Below are 16,250 nucleotides of genomic sequence, written 5' to 3' on the forward strand. Positions count from 1 at the left end.
CGGCGCGGTCCGGCAGTTTCGTCACTCTCGCGTCGTGTAGCTCTCTGCGAGGTGTTCCATAATCATAGGCAAGGCTGACCTAATTTAGCAAGCCCTTCGTCGAACTGGTTCCAACGAGGGCGTAGCGAGACCTTGCGGCGCGCACGAACCGGCAGCCCGGCGGCGACAAAGGCGTCCAGCAGTCCCTGCCCTCGACGCTGAGCGGCCGATTCGCCCTCACCGGCCAAGATGGGGACGTAGGCCGCTGCACCCAGGATCGACTCCCCTACCAGGCCCCAGAATCTGAACTGGTCGACGGGCGCACACCTGGCGACGGCGTCATAGATCGCTCGGAGTGAAGTCAGGCAACGGTGCGCGGTCCAGACAAGGAGCGCTTCTTCACATGGCATGTCGACGACACCGTCACTGCCGGACTCCCGTCCGTTGGGCGCAACGCGCAGCGTTTCGTCGACCACGCCGGCCCAGTCGATTCCGCCGTCGCTGTCCATGTGGATGAACAGGTTCTCGAGCCCCGGGTCCCATGCGGACCCCTCGGAGACGATCGACGCGGCCACCCTGCCGACCACGGCATGAATAAGTGACGTTGCAACCTGGATCGCCGCAGCTTCGGCGCTGTCGAGATCTTGAAGTGAACGGGCGAACATCTGATGCACCCGATCCCCGCACAGGCCCTCGCTCAGTTGCCACCAACGCCGTTTACCTTCGCCCGCCATGGCGGCAACCGCGTAGACGCGCGGATAGTCAGGGTTGAGTGCTCGTAGGCGAACGCTGGTGCGGCTCAATGCGTTCGACCGGAGTTCGAATTCACGAACATCCGCATGCTGGGTGGTCAAGGTGATGGTCACCGTGCACTCCAATCGGCCGAAGTTGTCTTGTGGTTCTTAATGTAGGTTAGCCTCACCATAATTCAAGAGTAAAGAACTGTGACGCTGGGCACCGCATATTCACAGGAACGTCCCCCGCAGGAAGCGCACCCGCATAGGGTTCCGTAACCTAAGATGCGAATTCCCTGCGCACCAAGACCAGGAGCTCGAACCGCCAGTGACGATGATCAAATCTCTCGGGAACGGACATCCCCGAGGACCCAGCGAGACGTACGGACGGCGCATCGTGCCGCGCGGCCCCGCTCCTGTCCGAATGCGTGTCCTGGCTGGACTTTTCGACGCGGCGGTGTTCCTACTTCCGTTGATCGTCGGCTGGTACATCGTCCAGTCGCTCCGTGACGACAACGGTGGCGGCGAGGCCGATCGAGCAGTCTTCGGCGGGACAGCAATAGCGATCGCCGTCGGTCTGCTTGTGTGGAACCTCGGATTCCGTGAGGGGGCCACCGGTCGGACCTCGGGGAAGGGATGGGTTGGCCTGGTCACGCGTGACGCGACCACCAAACAGCCCATCGGTGTCCGCCGGGCTCTGCGCAGACCGTTCGACCGAAGCGGCATCGAGGTGGTCCGAGAAAGCACGGCCCGCGACGAGGGCTTCGAAGAACTCGCACGCGACAACAGTGTCGGTGCAACTCGCCGGCGCCGCCTGATCGGACTCGCGGTCCTCACCGTGCTGCTCGCGCTTGTGATGCTCGCGAGTATCGCGGTGGGTGCTCGTCCACTGACGTTCGCCGAGATCTTCCACGCGCTCTTCAATTCGGACGGAACTCAAACGGACATCATCGTGCGGACGTTGCGCGCCCCACGAACGATTTTGGGTCTTGTTGTCGGAATTGCACTCGGTATCGCCGGTGCCTTGATTCAGGGACACACGCGCAACCCGTTGGCGGATGCCGGTCTACTCGGCCTCAACGCAGGCGCGGCGTTCTTCGTGGTCATGGCGATCTACCTCTTCGGCTTTACGGCGCCGAGTCAGTACCTCTGGTTCGCGTTCGCAGGATCCTTCGTCGCCAGCATCGTCGTTTTCGGCTTGTCTTCCATCGGAAACGGCGGCGCAAGTCCTCTGAGTCTGGCTCTGGCGGGCGCGGCCGTCGCATTCTTCCTGCAAGCCATGACCAACGCCGTGATAATCCTCGACCAGACGAGCCTGGACGCCTACCGTTTCTGGGTTGTCGGGTCGGTGTCCGGTCGCGGGTTCGACGTCCTCTGGCAGGTCCTGCCGTTCCTGATACTCGGATTGGTCATCGCCTTGGCAAGTACGCCGGGACTCAACGTCCTCAGCCTGGGTGAAGACGTCGCAAAAGCACTGGGAACTAACATCGCGTTCAGTCGCACACTCGGCATCGTCGCGATCACCCTGCTGACCGGCGCCGCCACCGCGGCATGTGGTCCGATCGCGTTCATCGGTTTGGTGGTCCCTCACGTGGCCCGGGCCATCACCGGACCCGACTACCGCTGGCTGGTCCCGTACGCGGGCTTACTCGGCGCGGTCATGTTGATCACCGCGGACATCATCGGCCGCGTGGTCGTGCGCCCTGGTGAGTTGCAGGTCGGCATCATCTTGGCCCTGTTCGGCGCTCCGTTCTTCATCGCTCTCGTACGCCGCAGGAAGTTGGCAAGTCTGTGACGCTCAAGCAGGAACTCCGGGTACTCCCCCGGACCGTCCCCTCACGTAAGTCGATCCGCCTCGGTGGATTCTCGCTCGTCTACCGCCCACTCGCGGTGTCGGTGAGCATTGCCCTCGCAGTTGCGCTGTTCCTTCTGCTTTGCATCAACATCGGGCGAGGCGACTATCCGATCTCGATCCCCGATGTCATTTCGGTCCTGCTCGGCAATGGCAGCAAGACACAGAACCTGATCGTCTTCGACCTTCGACTTCCTCGGTCGCTCACCGCGCTCTTCATCGGTATGGCACTCGGCATTGCCGGTGCGGTCACCCAGACGATTGCGCGCAATGCCCTCGCCAGCCCCGACATCCTCGGAATCACGGCTGGATCGAGTGCCGCCGCAGTGGCACTCATCGTACTCGGCGGGGGTGGCTCGTTCGTGGGACTGCTTGCCACACTGGGGATTCCGTTGGCTGCACTCTGCGGCGGCCTACTGACAGCAGTGGTGATCTACGCCTTGGCGTGGCGCAAGGGCGTCGAGGGGTTCCGCCTCATCCTGATCGGTATCGGCATCAACGCCATGCTGGTGGCAGCGACGGGATGGCTCCTCATCTCGGCGGACATCAACGACGCTTCTCGCGCACAGGTGTGGCTCAACGGTTCACTCAACGGTGCCACCTGGAATCAGATGTGGCCGGTCGCAATCGCCGTCGCAGTAGTCGGCGGCTACGCGGTGATCGCATCGTTCACCATGGGAGCGCTGCGGTTGGGCGACGACAACGCAACCTCACTCGGTGTTCGCTTGCAATCATCACAGGCCAAGTTGTTGCTTTCCGCCGTGGCACTGGCCGCCATCGCGACCGCAGCAGCAGGTCCGGTCGGCTTTGTCGCCCTGGCTGCGCCACAGGTCGCCATGCGTCTGGTGCGCTCCGCCGGCCCGCCCATCGTGGCTTCCGCGCTGACCGGTGCTGTACTGGTGGTAGGCAGCGACGTCATCGCTCGAACAATTCTGCCTGTGGAACTCCCCGTCGGAATCGTGACTTCCGCACTGGGCGGCCCGTTCCTGCTCTACCTGTTGGTTCGTAACAATCGGAAGGTCACAGCATGACCACCATCGCCCAGTCCACCGATGCTCCTTCGCGTCTCGTCGCGCAGAATCTGACGCTCGGGTACGGGGATCGCATCATCGTCGACGGACTCGATCTCGAGATCCCCACCGGCGTGATCACGACGGTCATCGGACCCAACGGTTGCGGCAAGTCGACGCTCTTGCGCGCGCTCGGTCGTCTGCTCAAGCCAAAGGGTGGATCGGTCATCCTCGACGGCAAGGCGATCAGTTCGATGAAGACCAAGGAAGTCGCGCGGGTGCTCGGAATGCTCCCCCAGACTCCTGTTGCGCCGGAAGGGCTCACCGTCGCCGATTTGGTCTCACGTGGGCGCCACCCGCACCAGTCGTGGATAAGGCAGTGGTCCGCGGACGACGAGGGCGAGGTCGCCGAAGCACTAGAGCTGACCGGTGTCTCGGATCTCGCCGATCGGCCAGTCGATCAATTGTCCGGCGGTCAGCGTCAGCGAGCCTGGATCTCGATGGCTCTCGCCCAGGGAACCGACATCCTGCTTCTCGACGAACCGACTACCTATCTGGACCTCGCGCACTCGATGGAAGTCCTCGACCTGGTGGATCAACTCCACGAGGAAATGGGGCGCACCGTGGTGATGGTTCTGCACGACCTCAATCTCGCGGTCAGATACAGCGATCATCTGATCGTGATGCGCGACGGCGCCGTCGTCGCTTCTGGTGTCCCCAAGGACATCATTTCCGCGGAACTTCTGCTCGAGGTGTTCGGTCTCGAAGCTGCGGTCATCGACGATCCCGTCTCGGATCGGCCGCTGATCGTTCCGATCGGAACCCGGCACGTGTTCGGTGCCGTCGGCGGGCCGGCAAAGCCTGCGTGACGATCGCGAATCAGCGACCCAGAATCGTCCGAACGAGTTTGAATCCCTGACCGATCGTCACGGTCGGCAGGTATGCCCGTCCGACCGCGTTGCCGATGCTCGGCAACGCGGCTGGATCGGCGAATGTCATGTGCATCGGCACGTACCGCGGCTGGAACTTCGATTTGAAGGCCAGCAGCGATCGAAATCCGTACACCGGTTCAAGGGTGCGACCGAGTAGGTCGAGCACGCTGTCCATCATCGCCGAGAAAGTCGTGGCCTCCGGTTCGTTCGCATTCCTCTCGGAGTCACCGGCGATTGTTGCCAGCGGTGCACCGGACAGACTGAGGAACTCGACGCCCTCCTCCTCCAATTTCAGTGCAGCGGAAGCGATGAGGAACTCCATCGCGGGACGGAACCCTTCGGAGCGTCGCCTCATGAAGTCGAGTGTCCACCCGACGACTTTGCCGTCGCGGTACACCGGTAGCCACGACGTGACACCGTGCACGGTGCGATCCTCGTCGACCGCGATCAGGCATCGCACTTGTTCGTCGTCGACCTCGTCGAGTCCGCCGAGGGTGAATCCCATCTCGGGCATCCCCTTGTCCGCTACCCACTCCTCCGAGATCGCGACTATCTGATCCTTGATCGCGAGAGGTGCATGAGGGAAGGAAATCCACTCGGCGGTGATACCGGACTTCTTCGCCCGGTTCAGTGCTGTGCGCACGTCCTGGAACCGCTTCCCTGTGAACGCGACTTGTCCCAGGTCGAGCACGGTTTCCTCGGCGACCTGTAGACCGCTCCAGCCCATCGAATCGGTGATGGTTCGGGCGTCGTCGGTCACGGAATAGAAGCAGGGAATCCAACCGTTCGACGACGCGAACTCGGCGAACCCCTCGATCGCCGCGCGCATGCGATCTGGAGGACCGACCGGATCACCGGTGGTGAGAGCAACGCCGGCGATGACGCGATACGCGACGTAACTCGAACCGTCCGCGCTGAACCAGTAAGTGTTCCCCTTCCACGTCGTCATCCACGACAACGGGCTGCCGGTACCGGCGATCAACATGGATCGCGCTCGTTCGGCGGCTTTGGGATCGGCGGTCTTGACCGGCTTGAGGAAACTCACGAATACCAACACGGCGGCAACGCCCCAGAACACGACGCCGGTCCACTCGAAGAGCAACGTCGACTCGATGTCCACGGGAAGCAGGCGCGGGTCGATCAACTGCAGGTACACCGGCGGTACAAGGCGCTGTGGGAAGTCCGCGAGCAGCATCGTGACCGTGGGCTCGCGGTCGAACCCGTGCCTGGCGAGCATTCCGCCGCCGACGTAGATCACGGCGAGGACCGCGAGCAAGGTCACGATCGCAGCACCGAGACGTCGATACGTCTTGGCCGGGGCCGCGACGTCGAAGTATCGACGTGTGGCGATCAGCAGGATCAGCACGAAGAGCGGTGTCAGGAACGGCACCAGAGTTCGATACACGTTCGGATCGCTGATTCCGTAGAACAAGCTGTCACTGTCGACTGCGTCGACGAACCTGATGACGAAGTTCCCGATCGAGAGGACGAGTAAGACGACCTGAGCACAGACAGTCGCAATCCAGGCGAATCTGCGGCCACGACGGAGCCCATCGCTCAACACCAGCACAAAAATCGACGGCATCAACGAGAGCAGAGTCGGCCCGATCCCCGAGAGTCTCAGCTCGAGGAGGCCGCGTCGGCAGTCCGGATCCGACGCGGATTCGGCGCACAGCTCACGTACTTCTGCGACAGTCCAGGGAACACCACGGAAGAGATCGCGGAGTACGGCGAGTGGGCCAACCGCCTGTGGGGACAGCGCGGCGATCATCGGGCCGATCGCACTTGCCGCGACGACGATGGCGACCAGGACGCGGCCCTCTCGCTGTGTCCCGGCGATGCGTTCACCGCGAGCCGATCGTCCGACGATCCACTGTCCGATGACCAAACCCACCACAGCGGCAAAGAATCGGATGACATCTTGCAGCTGACCACTGAACAGGGCCAAGGTGATGGTCAAAGCCAGGGTTCCGACGCGGATGCGGCGACGCCACAATGTCCCCATGTTCGAGCTGGCGGCCATCGCGGCGCCGACGATCCACGCGCTCGCGCCGACAGCGGAGCCGACATGGAGGCGGAACCCCCAATTGGAGTCGAACACTTTCACGAAGGATGCCCAGCCGAGCCCGAGCAGAACTCCCAAGATTTGAGTGCTTGCGCCGGCGATCGCCAGCTTGATCGTTCCCATCCGCCGTTCGAGGGGTGCAGCGACCGCAATCAGGAGCACGCTCGCGCCGATGTACCCGAGCAGGTTTCCTGCCCACAGCGCGGAGCTCAGTGGAATCCAGACATGTCCGTGCTGGATCGAGCCCATTCCCGCACCGATCGTGTGCTCGAGATCGCGGGACGGTCCGTGAACGATGCTGCCGGTTACGGCGCCCAGTATCCACATGGTGAGAAGTAGGACGACCGTCAAGGGTGCGTCGCGAATGCCGAAACGGATGATGCCGGCAGCTTTCTGCGTGACTACCCGCGCCCGTGATGTCGATTCTTCGGTGCCCGGCGAACTGTCGATCGTCATCTACGTGCGGCTACTTTCTGCGGATCGACTGTTGGCTTGCAATTATCGGGCATCGTCATTGTCGGGACTTCGGTCGTCTCACACCACCGTAACCGTCACGCAGATCACTATGGCCAATACCACACCCCCACCGAGGCGGTTACTACTACCAGTAGTACGTATTTCGTCGTGGAAGTCCGTAGAATCGAAGAATGGCAGGTCTAGGTGAACTCGAACGCGCGGTGATGGATCATTTGTGGTCCACATCGGAACCGCAAACTGTGCGACAGGTGCATGAAGCACTCGCGACACATCGCGAATTGGCGTACACGACGGTAATGACCGTTCTGCAGCGCCTGGCGAAGAAGCATCTGGTGATTCAGCAGCGTGACGATCGCGCCCATCGCTATCTTCCCGTCAACAAGCGCGAAGAACTGGTCGCGAGCCTGATGGTCGACGCTCTGGCCCAGGCTCCGGAGTCCGGCGGTCGCGCTGCGGCACTCGTCCACTTCGTGGGACAGGTCAATGCTGACGAAGCCGATGCTCTCCGCGAAGCGCTCGCTGCCCTCGAGGTGCGCGAGTCCGCGAAAAAGGCTGCGCAGCCCGGAATTTCTAGGCCGAACTGATTTCGTCGTGCATGATGTGTAGGACATGAACGCCACTACTGCACTGGTTTTCGGACTGCTTGCCTTGTTGCTGGCCGGTCCGGTTCCCGCACTCCTGAGCCGCTCCACGTGGCCTTACCGCGCTCCACGCGCGGCGTTGGTTCTGTGGCAAGCCGTCGCAATTGCTGCGGTGCTGTCGGCATTCAGCTCGGGCCTGGCCATTGCCAGCCAGCTGCTCGTTCCCGGCGCTGACGGTAGGCCGACGACGGCCCCGACCGCCGAAATCGATGCACTCGGGCTCCCGCTGTGGATTCTGTACGTGGTTGTTTTTGCCCTGACGCTTCTGATCGGCGCGAAGCTGATCTTCTCGATAATCCAGGTCGCTGTGAGAACCCGACGTCGCCGTGCACGTCACCGCGTGTTGGTGGACCTTCTCGACGACTGCGCCATGCCCGCGTCGGTGGAACGCACACCCGATCTGCGGGTGCTGGACGTGGACGAACCGATCGCATACTGCCTGCCAGGTCTGCGCCAACGCGTGGTTCTCAGTCAAGGCACTCTGCAGAACCTCGATCATGCCGAGGTCAAAGCAATTCTGACGCACGAGCGTTCACACCTGCGAGCTCGTCACGATCTGGTCCTCGAGGCTTTCACGGCCGTCAACCACGCGTTCCCCCGTTTCGTCCGTAGCAAGTCGGCTCTGGGATCGGTACAACTGCTGGTGGAGTTGCTCGCCGACGATTCAGCTGTGCGGGCTACCGGTCCCACTCCCCTCGCGCGGGCACTTGTCGCGTGTGCCGGATCGACGGCACCCCGCGGAGCGATGGCAGCGGGCGGCCCGTCGACGCTCATCCGAGTGCAGCGCCTCTCGGCCGACGATGCAGATCCCCGCATCGCAGTTTTTGCGTATCTCGGGGCGGTCGCGATTCTCGTTGTTCCCACGGTTGCGGTGGCTGTGCCCTGGCTCACCGAACTTCGACTGCTTTTCAACGCTTACTGAGTCTTGACCTGCGCAACCCCGTGTAGTAGTGCAGGTCACAGGCGGGGCTACCTGACTTCGGTGTCCCCGGTGGCGTAGAGTGGACCACGGCCACCATCGTGGTCCGTCAACATATAACGGCACACAGCCCAATTCCCCGCAGTATGCGTTCGGATTGCCAGGTGACATGTGCCCTGGCTCGTCCCTTTGCGAACTGTGTCGTGTATTTCAGCATGGCTTCTTCCGCTCCGCGACGTGCCCGTAGTCCGGAGAGGTTTCCGCGTGACCAACGCTGTCCAAATGTCGTCTTCCGAGAACATCGAAGACCCCACCGTCAACACCCCCGCTGCCGAAGAAGCAGTCGCCACCGAGCCGGGTATCACCTTCGCCGAGATCGGCCTGCCCGAGCAGCTTGTTGCCGCATTGGCGCGCAACTCCATCACCGTCCCGTCCCCCATCCAGGCGCAGTCCATCCCGGACGCGCTCGCCGGAACCAACGTTCTCGGCCGCGCACAGACCGGATCGGGTAAGACCCTCGCCTTCGGCCTGCCGATGCTGACCCGCCTCTCACGCCACGAAGATCGCCCGGCCGCCAAGCGTCCCCGCGCACTCGTGCTCGTCCCCACCCGTGAGCTTGCTTTCCAGGTGGTCGACTCCCTCAACTCCTACGCCGGCGCACTCGGACTCACGGTTCGTCCCGCTGTCGGTGGAACGCCGTTCGCCAAGCAGGTCGATCAGCTTCGCCGCGGCGTAGACGTCCTCGTCGCAACGCCGGGTCGCCTGGGCGATCACCTGCGTCAGGGCACCTGCATCCTCGACTCGGTGGAAATCACCGCACTCGACGAAGCCGATCAGATGGCGGACATGGGCTTTCTGCCCGAGGTTCGCTCGATCCTCGGCGAGACCCCCGCAGACGGACAGCGTCTGCTGTTCTCGGCAACCCTCGACCGTGAGGTCCAGTCGCTGGTTCGTCAGTTCCTGGCCAACCACGTCACCCACTCCACCGAAGACGGCCGCGCAAGCGTCGACACGATGGAGCACTACGTCCTCCTCGTCGATCGTGGGCAGAAGGATTCCGTCCTCGCCGAGATCGGTGCCCGCGACGGACGCACCATCATGTTCGCCCGCACCAAGCTCGGTTGCGAGGGAATCACCGATCGCCTCCGCGCCGTCGGCATCGCTGCCGAGTCGCTTCACGGCGGCAAGGCACAGAACCAGCGCACCCGCGTCCTCGAGCGTTTCAAGAACGGCCGCACCCCGGTCCTCGTCGCAACGGACGTTGCAGCGCGCGGTATCCACGTCGACGGCATCGACCTCGTCGTTCACGTCGATCCCCCGGCCGACCACAAGGACTACCTGCACCGCGCTGGTCGTACCGCTCGCGCCGGCGAGAAGGGCACCGTTGTCGCCATCGTGCTGCCCAACCAGAAGCGTCAGTTCAAGCGTCTGACCGGAATGGCCGGCGTCAATGCCGCAGCCGTTGCCGTCACCCCGGGTTCTGCTGAACTTGCTCGCATCACCGGCGCCAAGAAGCCGACCGGAGAACCCTTGCGCGAGAGCTCTTCTCGTGGCGAGCGTTCCTTCGGTGATCGTGGCGGAAGCCGTGGCGGCTACCAGGGCAACCGCTCTTCCGGCGGCTACCAGGGCAACCGCTCTTCCGGTGGATACCAGGGTGATCGCTCCAGCGGTGGTTACCAGGGCAACCGTGACAGCCGTCCGTCCTACGGAGACCGCGACAGCCGCCCGTCCTACGGAGACCGCGACAGCCGCCCGTCGACGGGTTACCAGGGCAACCGCTCTTCGGGCGGATACCAGGGAAGCCGTGACGGCGAGAGCCGCGGCGGATACCAGGGCAACCGTTCGTCCGGTGGTGGATACCAGGGCAGCCGCGACAACAACCGCTCGTACGGCGATCGCGACAGCCGCCCCTCGACCGGCTACCAGGGCAACCGCTCTTCCGGTGGATACCAGGGCAACCGCGACGGCGGCGACAACCGTGCAGCCTCGACCAGCGGTGGCGGCTTCCGCAGCCGCACCGACCGTCGTAGCTATGACGGATTCGACGGCCCGAAGCGCGATCAGCGGTAATACCTGCGCTGAGCTGCGGCTCGACAACTGAACACTGAGAACCTTCCGGCTGTGCCGGAAGCTGTATCGAGACGGATGCAGGTCACTGCAATTAAAGTGATCTGCATCCGTGTTTTGTATGCACGGTCTGATGTTCACGCGCGTCGCGGCCGCACCGTTTTCGGCTGCGCACAGCGCAGGATTTCACAGCCGCGGACCGAGAGGGAAAGCTGTAAGTATGTCAACCACTAGCACCGAATCACCCCGAGCTCAGATCGGCGTCACCGGCCTGGCCGTCATGGGTTCGAATATTGCCCGCAATTTCGCCCGCCACGGTCACACCGTTGCCCTGCACAACCGCAGCATCGCGAAGACCGATGCCCTGATCGCCGAGCATGGTTCCGAGGGCGATTTCGTGCGCACCGAGACCGTCGAGGAGTTTGTTGCCGCACTGCAGAAGCCGCGACGCGTCCTGATCATGGTCAAGGCCGGCGCCCCGACCGACGCCGTGATCGAAGAGCTCGCGAACGCCATGGAGCCCGGCGACATCATCATCGACGGTGGCAACTCGCTCTACACCGACACGATCCGTCGTGAAGCAGCGATCCGCGCCCGCGGTCTGCACTTCGTCGGCGCTGGTATCTCCGGTGGCGAAGAAGGCGCACTCAACGGTCCGTCGATCATGCCCGGCGGCCCGAAGGAGTCCTACGAGGCTCTCGGCCCGCTTCTCGAGTCCATCTCCGCTCACGTCGACGGCACCCCGTGCTGCACGCACATCGGCCCCGACGGCAGCGGTCACTTCGTCAAGATGGTGCACAACGGCATCGAGTACGCCGACATGCAGCTCATCGGCGAGGCGTACAACCTCTTCCGCGACGCACTCGGTTACGACGCCGGTCAGGTCGCAGACGTCTTCACCGAGTGGAACAAGGGCACACTCGAGTCCTACTTGATCGAGATCACCGCCGAGGTGCTCCGCCAGGTCGACGCCGAGACGGGCAAGCCGTTGGTCGACGTCATCGTCGACGCTGCCGAGCAGAAGGGCACGGGCCGCTGGACGGTCAAGTCCGCTCTGGATCTGGGCGTGCCGGTCACCGGTATCGCCGAGGCCGTTTTCGCTCGCGCACTGTCCGGTAGCCGCAATCAGCGCGCCGCAGCTCAGGCGCAGGGTCTGGCTGCCGGCTCTCTCGGCGACAAGCCTGCTGACGCCGAGCAGTTCGCCGCCGACATCCAGGCCGCGCTGTACGCGTCGAAGATCGTGGCGTACGCGCAGGGCTTCGATCAGATCGCTGCCGGCAGCGCCGAGTACGACTGGAACCTCAAGCCTGCCGACCTGGCGACGATCTGGCGCGGTGGCTGCATCATCCGTGCGCAGTTCCTCAACCGCATCAAGGACGCGTTCGACGCGGATCCGAGCCTGCCGAGCTTGATTCTGGCGCCGTACTTCCGTGAGGCCATCGAGGCAGGCATCGACAGCTGGCGCCGTGTGGTCGCCACCGCGACGATGCTCGGCATTCCGGTACCGGCGTTCGCGTCTTCGCTCTCGTACTACGACGGTCTCCGCGCGGAGCGTCTGCCGGCCGCCCTGACTCAGGGTCAGCGCGACTTCTTCGGCGCGCACACCTACGAGCGCATCGACAAGCCGGGCAAGTTCCACACACTGTGGAGCGGTGACCGCAGCGAAATCGAGGCCTGATTCACAGCGGGTATCGGTAGATGCGGTCATCTGCGTCTACCGATACCCGGTAGCCTGGACAAATGCAGGAATCGACGATCGACTCGCCCACCTCGACCGAAGGGCGTTCGTTCGTCGACCTCGGAATCCCCGCCGTGATGGTGCACGCGTTGCGCCGTAGCGGCATCGATGCCCCCTTCCCCATTCAGTCGGCAACCATCCCCGATGTTCTTGCCGGCCGGGATGTCCTCGGGCGCGGCGCGACGGGTTCCGGAAAGACTCTGGCCTTCGGGCTTCCGATGCTGGTGCGCCTCAAGGGTGGGGCGAGCAAGCGGAATCGTCCGCGCGGTTTGGTGCTCGCTCCCACCCGTGAGCTGGCGATCCAGATCCACAAGGCACTCGACGACGCTGCTACCGAGATCGGTTTGCGTGTGGCAAATGCGGTCGGTGGCGTTCCGATCAAGCGTCAGGCCGACATCCTTGCCCGCGGCGTCGATCTCCTGATCGCGACCCCAGGGCGCCTACTCGACCTACTCGAGCAGAAGTCGGTGATTCTCGACGACGTCGTGATCACGACCATCGACGAAGCCGACCACATGGCAGACATGGGTTTCATCGACGAGGTTGCGAAGATTCTCGACACGACACCGAAAGACGGTCAGCGCCTTCTCTTCTCGGCAACACTCGACGGCAAGGTCGACGATCTGGTCGCGGGTTACCTGCGCAATCCGGCGTCGCACTCGACTGCTCCCCCGGTTGCCACCGTCTCGACCATGGAGCATCACCTGCTCTTCGTCGACCGCGACGACAAGAGATCCGTTGTCGCACATATCGCTTCACGGGCGGGACGGACCATCATGTTCGTCAAGACCAAGCACGGAGTGGATCGTCTTGCGCAGCAACTGCATTTGATCGGTGTCTCGGCCGGCGCCCTGCACGGCGGCAAGACGCAGAACAACCGGAGCAAGACCCTCGCGTCGTTCTCCGACGGGACAACACCGGTTTTGGTCGCCACCGATGTCGCCGCGCGCGGAATCCATGTCGACGACGTGACGCTCGTCGTTCACGTCGATCCCCCGGCGGAGGCGAAGGACTACCTGCACCGGGCCGGCCGGACGGCACGCGCCGGGGAATCGGGCGTCGTCGTCACCATCGTCACCGACGAAGAACGTGATTCGGTCGAGAAGTTGACCAAGCAGGCAGGCATCAAGGTTCACGGCGTGCGGGTTCGTCCTGACGATCTGGAGCTCACGCGCATCACCGGTGCGATGGAGCCGACGGGCATACCGGTCGAAGCTCCCGATACGACGGTCGCCGTCAAGCACACCGCCAAGCGTGGCCGTCAGGAACACGACACTGCAGGCCGGACCGCTGCCGGAGGCCGGATGAAGAAGGACGGCGACAAGCGCGCCGCTTCCTCGCGGCGCGTCACCGATCCGAAGAGTGTGAAGAAGATCCGTGCGGACGGCACTCCGGTCCCGACCCGTTCGGAGCGTCTGGCGTCCAAGGGCTTGACCCCGCGTCGCGGCGCACCCGGCGCAGGAAAGCCGTCTGCCGGAAATCGGGCGGGCAAGCGCGCACACTGAGGGAATGGGTGATCTTCCACTGATCTCTGTTCTCTGCGCACTCGTCGCCGCGCTTCTCTTCGCGTGTGCCTCCGTCGCTCAGCAGCGCGCCGCGTCTGCGGTTCCGGAGGGCGAGGCGTTGGTGGCGTCGTTGATTCGCAGTCCTCGGTGGTGGGCCGGGCTGATCGGTGACGGCGGCGGTTACGTCATGCAGGCCGTTGCACTGTCGTTGGGTTCGGTGTTGGTGGTGCAGCCGCTGATCGTGACCTCGCTGCTGTTCGCGCTGCCACTTTCGGCCAGGTTCTCTGGAATTCGCATCACCCGTTCTGCGTGGTCATTGGCGATCATGCTCGCGATTTCCTTGGCGATCTTCCTCGTCGTCGGCGATCCCACCGAGGGAGACAGCAACGCTCCGTGGTCGGATTGGGCTGTGCCCCTGACGATCACGGTCGCAGTGGCCGTGGTCGCAACTATCGGCGGCTTGTCCAAACTCGACGGTGGCTGGCGCGCTCTGCTTCTCGGCTCCGCGGCCGGAATCTTCTACGGCGTGGCCGTCGCATTCACCAAGTACGTCACCGACCTACTCGGGCACGGTGTCGTCGGGGTGATTTCGGCATGGCAGACGTGGGCGCTGATCGCCTCGGGCGCAATCGGGGTCTACCTCCAACAGCGCGCGTTCCAGGTCGGGCCCCTGTCGGCGTCGCTACCCGCCCTGACGATCGGCGAGCCGATCGCGGCCATCTTCCTGGGGATGACGGTTCTCGACGAACGCCTCCGCGTCGACGGTCCCGGAATTGCTCTCATCGGGTGCGCCGTCGCCGTCATGATCATGACCACGATCGCCCTCTCCCGCTCACAAGCGCGCGATACCGAGGGCGCTACGGCGGAATCGACGGTAGGCTCGTGAAACGTGCAGTTCCTCGAAGGGCAACGCCCCCCATACGACCTGACCTACGACGACGTCTTCCTCGTCCCTAACCGGACCGAGGTCACCTCTCGGTTCGACGTCGATCTCAATTCTTCCGACGGATCCGGAACGACCATTCCCGTCGTCGTCGCCAATATGACCGCAGTCGCCGGCCGCCGCATGGCCGAGACTGTCGCCCGCCGCGGCGGACTGGTCATCATTCCGCAGGACGTCCCCACTGACGCTGTCGCCGAGACCGTGGCGTTCGTCAAGAGCCGCCACCTCGTCGCTGATACGCCGGTCACGCTGAGTCCGGACGACGCCGTCTCCGATGCGCTGGCGCTGCTACCCAAGCGTGCACACGGCGCAGTCGTGGTGGTCGAGGACGGCAAGCCTCTCGGTGTCGTCACCGAGGCTGCCTGCGCGGATGTCGATCGGTTCACACGCCTACGTACCGTCGCGATCACCGACTTCGTCACCGCCCCGGTCACCGCCACACCGCGTGAGGTCTTCGAACTGCTCGAAACCAAGCACGATCCGTTGGCCGTCATCGTCAACGAGGACGGAACCCTCGCCGGCGTCCTCACCCGCACCGGCGCGATTCGTGCCGGCATCTACGACCCCGCAGTCGACGATCGCGGCGCACTCCGAGTCGCTGCTGCGGTCGGTGTGAACGGTGACGTGGGCGCCAAGGCCAAGGCACTCGTCGACGCCGGTGCCGACGTGATCGTCGTGGACACGGCTCACGGTCACCAGCAGAGAATGATCGATGCGCTCACCACCCTCAAGGCGCTCGACCTCGGCGTCCCGTTGGTTGCAGGCAACGTGGTGTCCGCACAGGGAACCCGTGATCTGATCGCCGCAGGCGCGGACATCGTCAAGGTCGGCGTCGGGCCCGGAGCCATGTGCACGACTCGCATGATGACCGGCGTCGGACGCCCGCAGTTCTCGGCCGTCGCGGAATGTGCTGCAGCAGCACGTGAGCTCGGCAAGCACGTCTGGGCCGACGGCGGCGTTCGCCACCCTCGCGACGTTGCACTCGCCCTCGCGGCGGGCGCGTCGAACGTCATGATCGGCTCGTGGTTCGCCGGCACGTACGAGTCCCCCGGCGATCTCAAAGTCGATCAGGCGGGCAACGCGTACAAGGAGAGCTTCGGTATGGCCTCCAAGCGCGCTGTTGCCGCTCGCACAGCCACCGAAACGGCTTTCGATCGCGCCCGTAAGGGATTGTTCGAGGAAGGCATCTCCAGTTCGCGGATGCGTCTCGATCCCGAGCGCCCCGGAGTCGAGGACCTGATCGATCAGATTTGTTCCGGCGTACGCAGTACCTGCACGTACGCGGGTGCGCGCTCACTCGAGGAGCTGCACGAGAAGGCAGTTCTGGGAGTGCAGTCCGCCGCCGGATTCGCCGAAGGACGGCCGCTTCCGTCGGGTTGGTGAACCAC

Annotated in this window: 12 protein-coding genes; 10 read left to right on the forward strand and 2 right to left on the reverse strand. The window is 63.9% G+C overall.

Annotation, left to right across the window (positions count from 1 at the left end; genetic code table 11):
* Window positions 1-62: 62 nt before the first annotated feature.
* Window positions 63-845, reverse strand: a complete 783-nt coding sequence (locus QMA15_RS09020) for a hypothetical protein (RefSeq protein ID WP_020907762.1) — start codon at window positions 843-845, stop codon at window positions 63-65.
* Between the two features lie 202 nt (window positions 846-1,047).
* On the opposite strand from QMA15_RS09020, the gene QMA15_RS09025 reads away from it, so the two are divergent.
* From QMA15_RS09025 to QMA15_RS09035, 3 genes are read left to right on the forward strand one after another with little or no spacing between them, the layout of a single operon-like run.
* Window positions 1,048-2,508, forward strand: coding sequence for an iron ABC transporter permease (locus QMA15_RS09025; RefSeq protein ID WP_019748453.1), 1,461 nt, complete (start codon window positions 1,048-1,050; stop codon window positions 2,506-2,508).
* Window positions 2,505-3,596, forward strand: a complete 1,092-nt coding sequence (locus tag QMA15_RS09030; protein WP_019748452.1) for an iron chelate uptake ABC transporter family permease subunit — start codon at window positions 2,505-2,507, stop codon at window positions 3,594-3,596. Before QMA15_RS09025 ends, QMA15_RS09030 begins: the two co-directional genes overlap by 4 nt.
* Window positions 3,593-4,444: an ABC transporter ATP-binding protein gene (locus QMA15_RS09035; protein WP_020907760.1), complete on the forward strand. Its 852-nt coding sequence runs from the start codon at window positions 3,593-3,595 to the stop codon at window positions 4,442-4,444. The genes QMA15_RS09030 and QMA15_RS09035 overlap by 4 nt, the downstream gene beginning before the upstream one ends.
* A 10-nt stretch (window positions 4,445-4,454) precedes the next feature.
* Here QMA15_RS09035 and QMA15_RS09040 read toward each other — a convergent pair whose 3' ends face one another.
* Entirely contained in the window at window positions 4,455-7,028 is a 2,574-nt protein-coding gene (locus QMA15_RS09040) for a phosphatidylglycerol lysyltransferase domain-containing protein (RefSeq protein ID WP_070797014.1), read from the reverse strand.
* 191 nt (window positions 7,029-7,219) lie between these two features.
* Here QMA15_RS09040 and QMA15_RS09045 point away from each other — a divergent pair, with 191 nt between their 5' ends.
* From QMA15_RS09045 to QMA15_RS09075, 7 genes are all read left to right on the forward strand, one after another.
* Window positions 7,220-7,633, forward strand: coding sequence for a BlaI/MecI/CopY family transcriptional regulator (locus QMA15_RS09045; RefSeq protein WP_003944876.1), 414 nt, complete (start codon window positions 7,220-7,222; stop codon window positions 7,631-7,633).
* Between the two features lie 25 nt (window positions 7,634-7,658).
* Window positions 7,659-8,612, forward strand: coding sequence for a M56 family metallopeptidase (locus tag QMA15_RS09050; protein ID WP_003944922.1), 954 nt, complete (start codon window positions 7,659-7,661; stop codon window positions 8,610-8,612).
* 261 nt (window positions 8,613-8,873) lie between these two features.
* Window positions 8,874-10,679 carry a DEAD/DEAH box helicase gene (locus QMA15_RS09055; RefSeq protein WP_290284044.1) on the forward strand — a complete coding sequence of 602 codons (1,806 nt, stop codon included), beginning with the start codon at window positions 8,874-8,876 and terminating at the stop codon, window positions 10,677-10,679.
* A gap of 217 nt (window positions 10,680-10,896) precedes the next feature.
* Window positions 10,897-12,354, forward strand: a complete 1,458-nt coding sequence (gene gndA, locus QMA15_RS09060) for an NADP-dependent phosphogluconate dehydrogenase (RefSeq protein WP_007730904.1) — start codon at window positions 10,897-10,899, stop codon at window positions 12,352-12,354.
* Between the two features lie 62 nt (window positions 12,355-12,416).
* Window positions 12,417-13,919 (forward strand): DEAD/DEAH box helicase, encoded by a 1,503-nt coding sequence (locus tag QMA15_RS09065; protein WP_279163901.1) that lies wholly within the window; start codon window positions 12,417-12,419, stop codon window positions 13,917-13,919.
* Window positions 13,920-13,923: 4 nt separating this feature from the next.
* The gene (locus tag QMA15_RS09070) at window positions 13,924-14,805 is read left to right on the forward strand and encodes a DMT family transporter (protein ID WP_020907757.1); all 882 of its coding nucleotides are present in this window, start codon (window positions 13,924-13,926) and stop codon (window positions 14,803-14,805) included.
* A 3-nt stretch (window positions 14,806-14,808) separates the two neighbouring features.
* Window positions 14,809-16,245: a GuaB1 family IMP dehydrogenase-related protein gene (locus QMA15_RS09075; protein ID WP_020907756.1), complete on the forward strand. Its 1,437-nt coding sequence runs from the start codon at window positions 14,809-14,811 to the stop codon at window positions 16,243-16,245.
* The last annotated feature ends 5 nt before the right edge of the window (window positions 16,246-16,250 follow it).

The organism is Rhodococcus sp. APC 3903 (assembly GCF_030407755.1).
Lineage (GTDB): Bacteria > Actinomycetota > Actinomycetes > Mycobacteriales > Mycobacteriaceae > Rhodococcus_F > Rhodococcus_F erythropolis.

Coding starts and splice junctions, on each gene's coding strand:
- QMA15_RS09025 (WP_019748453.1), top strand. CDS start 1,048: ATGATCAAATCTCTCGGGAACGGACATCCCCGAGGACCCAGCGAGACG.
- QMA15_RS09035 (WP_020907760.1), top strand. CDS start 3,593: ATGACCACCATCGCCCAGTCCACCGATGCTCCTTCGCGTCTCGTCGCG.
- QMA15_RS09040 (WP_070797014.1), bottom strand. CDS start 7,028: ATGACGATCGACAGTTCGCCGGGCACCGAAGAATCGACATCACGGGCG.
- QMA15_RS09045 (WP_003944876.1), top strand. CDS start 7,220: ATGGCAGGTCTAGGTGAACTCGAACGCGCGGTGATGGATCATTTGTGG.
- QMA15_RS09050 (WP_003944922.1), top strand. CDS start 7,659: ATGAACGCCACTACTGCACTGGTTTTCGGACTGCTTGCCTTGTTGCTG.
- gndA (WP_007730904.1), top strand. CDS start 10,897: ATGTCAACCACTAGCACCGAATCACCCCGAGCTCAGATCGGCGTCACC.
- QMA15_RS09065 (WP_279163901.1), top strand. CDS start 12,417: ATGCAGGAATCGACGATCGACTCGCCCACCTCGACCGAAGGGCGTTCG.
- QMA15_RS09070 (WP_020907757.1), top strand. CDS start 13,924: ATGGGTGATCTTCCACTGATCTCTGTTCTCTGCGCACTCGTCGCCGCG.